Origin of the sequence: Acidisphaera sp. L21, assembly GCF_009765685.1 — a bacterium.
GTDB lineage: Bacteria > Pseudomonadota > Alphaproteobacteria > Acetobacterales > Acetobacteraceae > LMUY01.
This window is the reverse complement of record NZ_LMUY01000093.1, coordinates 60787-68688: the sequence shown is the minus strand read 5'-3', so window position 1 is coordinate 68688 and position 7902 is coordinate 60787. Positions and strand designations below refer to the sequence as shown.

7 protein-coding genes and 1 pseudogene are annotated in these 7902 nt (G+C 57.2%); 6 read left to right on the top strand and 2 right to left on the bottom strand.

Features of this window, described 5'->3' with window-relative positions; genetic code table 11:
- Positions 1-1306 precede the first annotated feature (1306 nt).
- Positions 1307-1636, top strand: coding sequence for a hypothetical protein (locus GSQ76_RS18885; protein ID WP_158745680.1), 330 nt, complete (start codon positions 1307-1309; stop codon positions 1634-1636).
- Between the two features lie 150 nt (positions 1637-1786).
- On the opposite strand, the gene GSQ76_RS18880 is transcribed toward GSQ76_RS18885, so the two are convergent.
- Entirely contained in the window at positions 1787-2572 is a 786-nt protein-coding gene (locus GSQ76_RS18880; RefSeq protein ID WP_158745679.1) for a helix-turn-helix transcriptional regulator, read from the bottom strand.
- Positions 2573-3104: 532 nt separating this feature from the next.
- On the opposite strand from GSQ76_RS18880, the gene GSQ76_RS18875 reads away from it, so the two are divergent.
- The 3 genes and pseudogenes from GSQ76_RS18875 (at position 3105) to GSQ76_RS18865 (ending at position 5209) form a co-directional block, all read left to right on the top strand.
- Positions 3105-3296, top strand: coding sequence for a hypothetical protein (locus GSQ76_RS18875; protein WP_158745678.1), 192 nt, complete (start codon positions 3105-3107; stop codon positions 3294-3296).
- A gap of 451 nt (positions 3297-3747) precedes the next feature.
- A pseudogene (locus GSQ76_RS31990) lies at positions 3748-4224 on the top strand (DUF427 domain-containing protein).
- Positions 4225-4360: 136 nt separating this feature from the next.
- The gene (locus GSQ76_RS18865) at positions 4361-5209 is read left to right on the top strand and encodes a DUF3800 domain-containing protein (protein ID WP_158745677.1); all 849 of its coding nucleotides are present in this window, start codon (positions 4361-4363) and stop codon (positions 5207-5209) included.
- 500 nt (positions 5210-5709) lie between these two features.
- On the opposite strand, the gene GSQ76_RS18860 is transcribed toward GSQ76_RS18865, so the two are convergent.
- On the bottom strand, positions 5710-6918 hold the full coding sequence (locus tag GSQ76_RS18860) for an ISAzo13 family transposase (protein WP_408836907.1): 1209 nt from the start codon (positions 6916-6918) through the stop codon (positions 5710-5712).
- Between the two features lie 129 nt (positions 6919-7047).
- Here GSQ76_RS18860 and GSQ76_RS18855 point away from each other — a divergent pair, with 129 nt between their 5' ends.
- Together GSQ76_RS18855 and GSQ76_RS18850 are read left to right on the top strand one after the other, a co-directional pair.
- The gene (locus GSQ76_RS18855) at positions 7048-7353 is read left to right on the top strand and encodes a hypothetical protein (RefSeq protein ID WP_158745675.1); all 306 of its coding nucleotides are present in this window, start codon (positions 7048-7050) and stop codon (positions 7351-7353) included.
- Positions 7350-7802 carry a DUF421 domain-containing protein gene (locus GSQ76_RS18850; RefSeq protein ID WP_158745674.1) on the top strand — a complete coding sequence of 151 codons (453 nt, stop codon included), beginning with the start codon at positions 7350-7352 and terminating at the stop codon, positions 7800-7802. The genes GSQ76_RS18855 and GSQ76_RS18850 overlap by 4 nt, the downstream gene beginning before the upstream one ends.
- Positions 7803-7902 lie beyond the last annotated feature (100 nt).

The window sequence follows — 7902 nt, the reverse complement described above, 5'->3', positions numbered from 1 at the left end:
CGTAGATTTCGACTAGGTCTAGAGCGGGGAACGGGTTGGGCTGAGCGGAGGCGCTGGATGCGTTGGACAATGTTACCTGACTGGTGCCGGGTGCACCGAGGCCAGCCAAAACGTTCTGCCGCGTTGGCGGCCCACCACCTTGTCCGAGGCTTGATAGGCCTGTTGAGCCCAACGACGCGTTGGCCGGAGTAAGCACAGGCGGTGGCTGCGGAGCCTGCGGCGCACCCATGCTTGCGAGGGCATTTTGGGTGGTAGCGGGCCCGGCTGCGACAGAGGGCGGCTGGGCTGGCGCGGCTTGGATCGGCGGGGGCGTTGCTAGTGCGTTCTGACCATACCCCCCGCCAGGCGGAACCGGCACGCGAGGCGGCGGAGGTTGATTCGGATCATTCCCACCCTGGGGCTGCGGAGCGCCGATGCTCGGGGGGAAACGTTCATCGGCACGGCCAATCGGCGCATTGGGATTGTATGGCGCCTGCGGCAGTGGCGCGTTCATGTGCACCGTGCCGTCCGGCATCATGTGGCGATTTGCCTCTGCTGCCGTACCCGGCCACCGCCTGATTATCTCGTCTCATAGCTCCTGACCCGATAGAGGCGTGGTTGCTTCGACTTCGCGGATACAGTGCGCCGGCAACTGCCGAAGTAGGGCTTCAAGTTGATAGACGCAGCCGTCGTGCTCCGCCGCCAGAGACGTTATGTCGGTCGGGGCGGCATATGCCCTAGGCTCCGCCGGCACTACCCGAAGCTGCCGTGGAAACGGGACGAGCTTCCGCTCAGATTGCTCGTTGTTCACTGCACACCTGCCTGTCGTCGATGGTCCCCAAAGGTTAACGTGATTGTGCCGAGGCTGGCCAGAACGCTTAAGCATCGGAACTGCTGGCCGTCTCGATGGCACTGCAGACTGGTCGTGCTCTGATGTAGATCACGTCTAAACAAGAACGAACGAGATCATGCAATAACATGTGAGACTATGTGAGCACGACGGCGGTACTCGTTCGATTGCAGATAATTGCACAAAGTTGCCTCTGATTCGGATGACAGGATAGGCATTGTGGATCCACAATGCGGAGGCTTACTCGCCTGAGGCTCGACGAAGACCTGGACGTCTCCTGGCCATCCACTGGACACCTGATGGACGTTCCCTGGAGGTAGAACGGCCGTTCCATACACCAATGCACCTGTCGTGACCGTGCGAACCAGATCGAAACTTCCTCTTCGGGCTATGAGCCCAGACTGATATTTTGCGGCACACAACGACAATGAAGGGCGTGCGTTTAACTAACGAATTCAGCAATTTTGCTGCAATGGTATGTATTATGACGAAGCTTTTCGAGAACTTTCAACCAACAGAGAGCTTGACCTTGCCCTCGAGCGTGATCCGGCAGCTGCCGCCGCCCGCCGTCAGTTGCTGGCTGCCTCCCAGGAAGAGGCACAGTCTCCGGCAAGCGAGGTGAAAGCCGTTCAAGAACGACAGCCCGATGAGGACCCACCCGAGCAAGCCAACCGAGAGGGTCAGCGAGAATCCGCAGCGGCCAGTCTGGCTGGCGGGATGATCGGGGCAGAAGGCCGGCCAGTCACCGCTGCCGAGGCCGTCGAGAAGGTGCAGGAGGTTTTGGAGGAACTTAAACGACGCGAGTAATCGAACGCCTCGGGCACGACAGATTCAAATCGAGTCGTTCGCGTCTGTTTTGCAGGCCGAGTCGCGCTGCGAGGCAGCGACAGGTGACCATGGCCGCGACGCTGGTAGGCCTGCTAGCTGCAGGGGTGGGGGGTGTCACGACCCGCCTCCTCACCCGCGTCTGTTGAACAGAACTCCGCCCCTGCGAGCCTTACTCAGCGTTTCGGAGGGCGAGCAGCCGAACAGCACCCGATAATCTCCGGCGAACCGGCCAAGGTCCCAGAATCCCTGCCCCGTGGCGGCCTCTGTCACGCTGACGTCGCCCCGTTGAAGCGCGGCGAGTACGCGGTGCATTCGCCGCCGCCGTAGATACTGGCCCGCACCCATTCCAAGTAGAGCGTTACTGCTTGCATTCAATGTTCGTAATGAAACGCCGACTTCGTGGCAAACAGCCACTAACGGATAGGCGACGTCAATCCTGTCGGCAATTGAGACGAGAGCATCTACCACCCGTAATTGGCGTTCAAACCCGGTTTTGGTGATTGGCCCTGCCGCTTCTGCTCCCCGGCTGAAAGCGAAAGCTTCCAGCATGAGGCGTAGCAGGCCATGCACAAGGGTTGGCGCATGTTCGTTGCCGCTGATGGCCGCATCAATCCCCGTAGTGAGCTGGTGCTGCGCCACATAGGTTAGGGGCACAATCTCTACGGAATCGCGTGGTCCGGCGAACGGCGTGCCATAGAGCGACACCCAATCCCGCTCAACGTCCTCGATAGGGAAGCATAGGTTCGACCAAGTTGCACCAACTGGACTCTGCGAATGGATCTCCGTTTCCGCTCGACACCATGCCAGCGTGCCCGGCGGCAACATACGTCCATGCATGACGGATGGTGGGTCATCATTGGCCACGAAGGTGAAGAAAGCGAATTTTCCCGTACCGGTGCGATGAGTGACCGCCAATTTGGTCCGTCCCCGGGACGCGATCATTGCGGGTGAAGCTGACCGCCATCGCCAGGCCTTATAGGCGCCTTTGCCTCTTAGTATCATCTGGTGCTGCACGCCTCGTGGCGCCGACGCTCCGAATTGCTCAGGGTCATCCAGCCTAAATGCCTCGCGAAACGCTGGCACCGGTCGCAGCTGAATTCTAGGTTTTTGCTCAACCACGAGCATCTCCGGCAGATATGGTCCGATTCGCAAGCACCTCGCGTAGCAGATTCAGGGTGACCCATGAGGCTCGATTGCCGAAAGTGCATAGCGCGTTGGCTAGCCCCCTCCTAGCGTCATCAGTCAAATGCAATCCTTTGATCGGTATCTTCTATCAGGCAACGGTATATTGAAGGTGTCACGTTCTGTCGCATTTGATGCGCAGTAAAATCAGCATTACTGGGGCACGCGAATGGGAAGCTACAAGCCGCCGATGACCATGCGACCTGCATCACCGATCGATGCCCATGTTGGACAGCGGATCATAGACATCAGGGCTTCGGCTGGAATGTCGAGGTCCGACCTTGCCGATCGGCTTAAGGTGCCGGAAGACGATCTCCGCGCCTGGGAGATGGGGATTGAGCGGGTCCCCCCACCGCATCTCGTAACGATGACGAATGTCTTGGCCTGTCCGCTATCCACCTTCTTTGAAGGGCTAGTTGCAGACGACCATCACGACTTGGGCGTCATCATCGTCTGAAGTGCTTCAGGGGTCGTAGCGGCAAGATCGAAGAGTTCGTATGCTATGGAAATGAGACGTTCAGCATCTGCTTGACGACCCTCTTCTATCGCTTTGCTGGCCAGTGACACCGCTCGAGCGGCGGTCAGAGGTTCTCTTTGGAACTCCCGATCAACCGAAGACGACCATTCTGTCATTTGACGTTTCCGCTATGCCCAGACTTATACGACGTGAATACGATTGTCGCCTGTTCAAGGGCGGACATGGCAATTCCGTTAGGCTGAGATACGGCCAGAATATTAAGAGGCCCCGACAGCTGGGGGTCTAGACGCCACTGCCAGTAAGTCGAACGCCCAGAGAACGGCAGATTCAAAGTCAAGTCGTTCGCGTCTGTCCCCTCTTCCGAGTCGTGCCGCGTGACAGCCGACCAGGGTGGGATTTGTCCGCCCTGCCCCGATATGCCGGACACACAATGGGGACGAAGTCAGTGGAAAACGTCTGGGATTATCCTCGGCCGCCAAGGCTGGAGCCGGTCAGCCGATCGGTGCGTATCGTCTTCGAAGGACGCACAATCGCAGAGACGACGGCAGCATTTCGCGTGCTGGAGACGTCGCATCCACCCGTCTACTACCTTCCTCAGTCAGCCTTCAGCGACTGCGTGCTGGAGCCGGCGTCTGGGGAGAGTTTCTGCGAGTGGAAGGGCGTCGCCCACTACTAGAGCATCCGGGCCGGCGATGCCATCGCTAGTCGGGCCGCGTGGAGCTATCCAAATCCTACACCTGCCTTCGAAGCGATCCGCGACCATCTGGCCGTCTACGCCGGCGCCATGGACGCCTGTTTCGTCGGTGACGAAGCCGTCACGCCTCAGCCTGGTGGCTTCTATGGCGGCTGGGTGACCAACGATCTCAAAGGGCCCTTCAAAGGCGGCCCTGGCAGTATGGGCTGGTAGGTCCACTACAGAGCGGCTATCTGGCAAGATTTCGCTTAAGGCTGACCAGAAGCAAGAGCAGAGAACCGACATGCTATGGGCTGGATAGATCTGCGCCCACTGGATTTTCATTTAGTTCTAATTCTATGATTGCCACATGGCATCTCCCGTTGGCTATGTGGCTTACATTGATGAAGCCGGAGACGACGGCATCAAGTCTGTTGCCCCCATCGACTCAACAGGCGCATCAGAATGGTTTGTATTGGGCGCCTTCGTTGTCCCCATCCACGACGATGCCTTTGTTCAACAATGGCTTGTTGAGGCGATGTCGCGGATCAACTCGCCGCAGAGACGCGATATCCATTTTGCGAAGTTGGACGACCGACGAAAAGAGATTCTCTGCGAGTATCTTTCAACGTTGACTTTTCGGTGGTTTGTCTCGGTTTCGCACAAACCAAACATGCGGGGTTATCGGAATACTCGAGCCGAACTCGTCCATGCGCGGAATTATTTTTATAACTGGATGGCCCGCGTTTTGCTCGAAAAAGTCTCTCGTTATTGCTCGGTTGATTCAAAGACGCGGTATCGCGGAGATCCGCAACGGAAACTTCGGATTGAGTTTTCCACTCGCGGTGGAATGTCTTATGAGCACACTAAGGACTATCTTGCAAAACTCTGGCTCCGAAGCCGAGAGGGCAGAATGGTTCTCACCAAAGATAACCTTTCCTGGGATGTAATTGATATTCAGCAGGTGCATCACGCTTCGCACAGAGAACGTGCCGGCCTACAGCTTGCAGATGTTGTCACTAGTGCATTTTACCGTGGACTAACATCAACAGGTGGTCGGCGAGGAGATACGCGGTTCGCCGAAATCTTGAAGCCGCGGGTAGCTAGCGGATCTGATGGAGTTTTTAGGTTTGGGGTAAAGCTGCAGCCGGATCAATGGGCAGATCGCCTAAGCGGTGATCAAAAGGCAATATTCGAGATGTTCGGTGCACCAATGTAAGCGGCAGGCCCCCGGACCCAGTTGCCACCGGCCGTTGGTAGGCCATCCGTCAGGGATGACCATCGGTTCGGCTGCCTCCAAAACGGAGACTTGAGTTAAACCCGGCGTTGCCTGCCGCAAGAAAGTATATCGGATTCAGCCTGTTGAATCAAATGGTTATGCACGGTAGTTCAGCAACTTCGCTCGTTTGCATTGATAACCTCCGCTATAGATCGGACCCGTTAACAACCCCTGCCGACTAGTGGCGTCTTCTTTCAGGCTAAGAGCCCAGCTTTTTGTGTGTTACCAGCCAATCACTGGTTGATTGCGTTCTGCCCAACGTCGAAGGTCATCTACCTACCTTGATCAAGCGTGGCGCAACTGGCGGGGGCGACTGATGAAGAGTCAGTCCTCGATCATCGACGTCAACTTTGGCGTCACGATACACCGCTAAGGCCAAAGCTAGGCTTGGTTGAAACCGGTATTTGAAACCTTTTAGGGCCTGATGTCTAATAACTGCTTCAACGTCGCCTTCGGCGTGGCGCGATGGTGTAGTTCCACTCGCCATGGAAGTTGGACGGCGTGATATTGAGCGCGGCCATATCGGCATCAGACACTCTGACACCTTTTTCATAGTCGTTTTCATCAAGACGACATTGGACGGTGAGTCCCGTCGTGGTCGTAGTGTTGCCGATCAACTGAACGATCACCTGGTGGGTCACTAAAGGTTTGCCTCGCCAGTTCTGGGTGATGAATGAAAACAGACGATGCTCGATACGATTCCATTTGCTGGTACCGGGTGGTAGATGCGCCACTGTGATGGACAACCTCGTTTGATCTGCAAGTTTTTGCAGCTCGCTTTTCCAGAGGCGAACGCGGGCACCGTTGCTGCCGCCACAGTCGGCCGTGATCAGGATCTGACGGGCCCTTTTGTAACGCGCATGTCCAAGTTCAAACCACCAGCGGCGGATACTTTCAACGGCGAATGCCGCCGTGTCGCTTGTCACACCGAGATTGATCCAGCCGGTGTTAGCGGCAATGTCATACACGCCATAAGGCGATACCTTGCCAAGTTCTGGAATGGCGAAATCATGCACCCGAACCGGCTCGGGATGTCCCCGAGGACGTAATTCACGCCCGTTGTTCTTGAAGTCTCCGACAAGCTCCTTCTTTTTCGTGTCGACCGAGATGGCAGGCTGTCCCGCCGCCTGGAAAGCGTTGACGAGCATATTGATGTGCTCGAATTGCGCATTACGGTCCGGGTGGCTCGTGCCCTCGCTGGTCTTGCGGTTGGCTTGCAGGCTGAAACCCAGGCGACGCAGCAGACGTCCAACCAGTGTCTGGCTGGCGGTGAAGCCCTGTTCCGCCAAGGCCCCGGCAAGGTGTCTCTGACTCTTGCTCACCCATAGTAGGGGTGATTCCGGATCGCCACGGATCGCTGACTCCACCAGCTTGGACAAAGCGTCCAGCAGTCCATGTTCTATGTCCACCTTCTGCTTGCGACCACCACCAGGGCGACGGACCCGATCAGGGGGTGGGGTCTCCCCACGCCGCAATTCAGCCAAGCCACGGCCGATCGTGCTGCGCGCTACCCCAGTGGCAGTGGACACGGCACTCACACCACCCCGTCCAGCAAGACGAGCCTCGGTTGCAGCAAAGAGGCGGCGGGCCCGCTCATTGAGAAACGGGGCGAGCGCCTCAAAGCGCGCTTTGATGGCTGAGGTGTCGATCACATTGTCAGGCTAGTACATCCTGCAGCCCGATTCCTAGTCCCCCGATTCGCTTGTTCTGCCTCAGGCCCTTACAGCCATGAAACCGCAAAATCTGAAGGGACCGGCCTCACTGTAGACTTCGAGCCGGTGGCGCGATCGCAGGCAGGTACGCAGGTAACGTTCAACCTGGATAACGCCTCGGCATCTTCAACAATTGATATTTTGGTCGGCTCCAACATCGTCGAGCCCATGGGACTCCAAAGAGTTGAACCACAACCGCTACAAACTCGGCTTGTGGACGGCGGCATGGTGATGACCATTCCCGTTTCACCGGGGACACGCGATGCCAAGCTGAGGCTCATGCTGCAGCCGATGTCGTTGGGTTCAAATGAACTGGTTGTTCAGCGAGAGGGCTATGCCGCCCAGCGTTGGACGCAGTTCGTACTACCATGAGCGTCCCTATTCGAGCAGCGGTCGCTTATCTGATCCTCTTGCTGGCGGTGCGACTCATTGGGCGACGCATGGCAAGCATGATGGCGCCATTCGACATCGTGGTTCTGTTTCTATTTGGTGGCGCGCTGATGTCGGCGGTGTTGGGGGATGATCATTCCATGGTAGCGGCGGTCAGTGCTGTATTCTCGATTGGCCTGATGCATGTGTGCGTATCTGCCCTGAAGCAGCGGTTCGAGTGGTTTGGCCGGATCGTGGATGGAACGCCTGTCATCGTTTTCGAGAAAGGTGAGTGGCATCAGGATCGGATGCGGACCCTGCGTATGCTTGAAAGTGATGTGATGGCGGCCGTTCGGCAGAAGGGGCTCATGCGGCTAGAACAGGTTCGCTACGCCATCATCGAACGTGACGGCAAGGTGTCGATCATCCCGCAGGATGAGGGTGAGAAATGACCTTTTGCAAGCTGCGTTAGCTGCCTTGTTTCTCGGTCCCTCATCACTCACGCTATGCCGTCTTGGCGTCTATAGAGACGCTTCAACACCATAATTTACG

Bases quoted from the DNA above. Each gene is read 5' to 3' on its own strand.
- GSQ76_RS18885 (WP_158745680.1), top strand. From the start codon at position 1,307: ATGTATTATGACGAAGCTTTTCGAGAACTTTCAACCAACAGAGAGCTT.
- GSQ76_RS18875 (WP_158745678.1), top strand. From the start codon at position 3,105: ATGTCGAGGTCCGACCTTGCCGATCGGCTTAAGGTGCCGGAAGACGAT.
- GSQ76_RS18865 (WP_158745677.1), top strand. From the start codon at position 4,361: ATGGCATCTCCCGTTGGCTATGTGGCTTACATTGATGAAGCCGGAGAC.
- GSQ76_RS18850 (WP_158745674.1), top strand. From the start codon at position 7,350: ATGAGCGTCCCTATTCGAGCAGCGGTCGCTTATCTGATCCTCTTGCTG.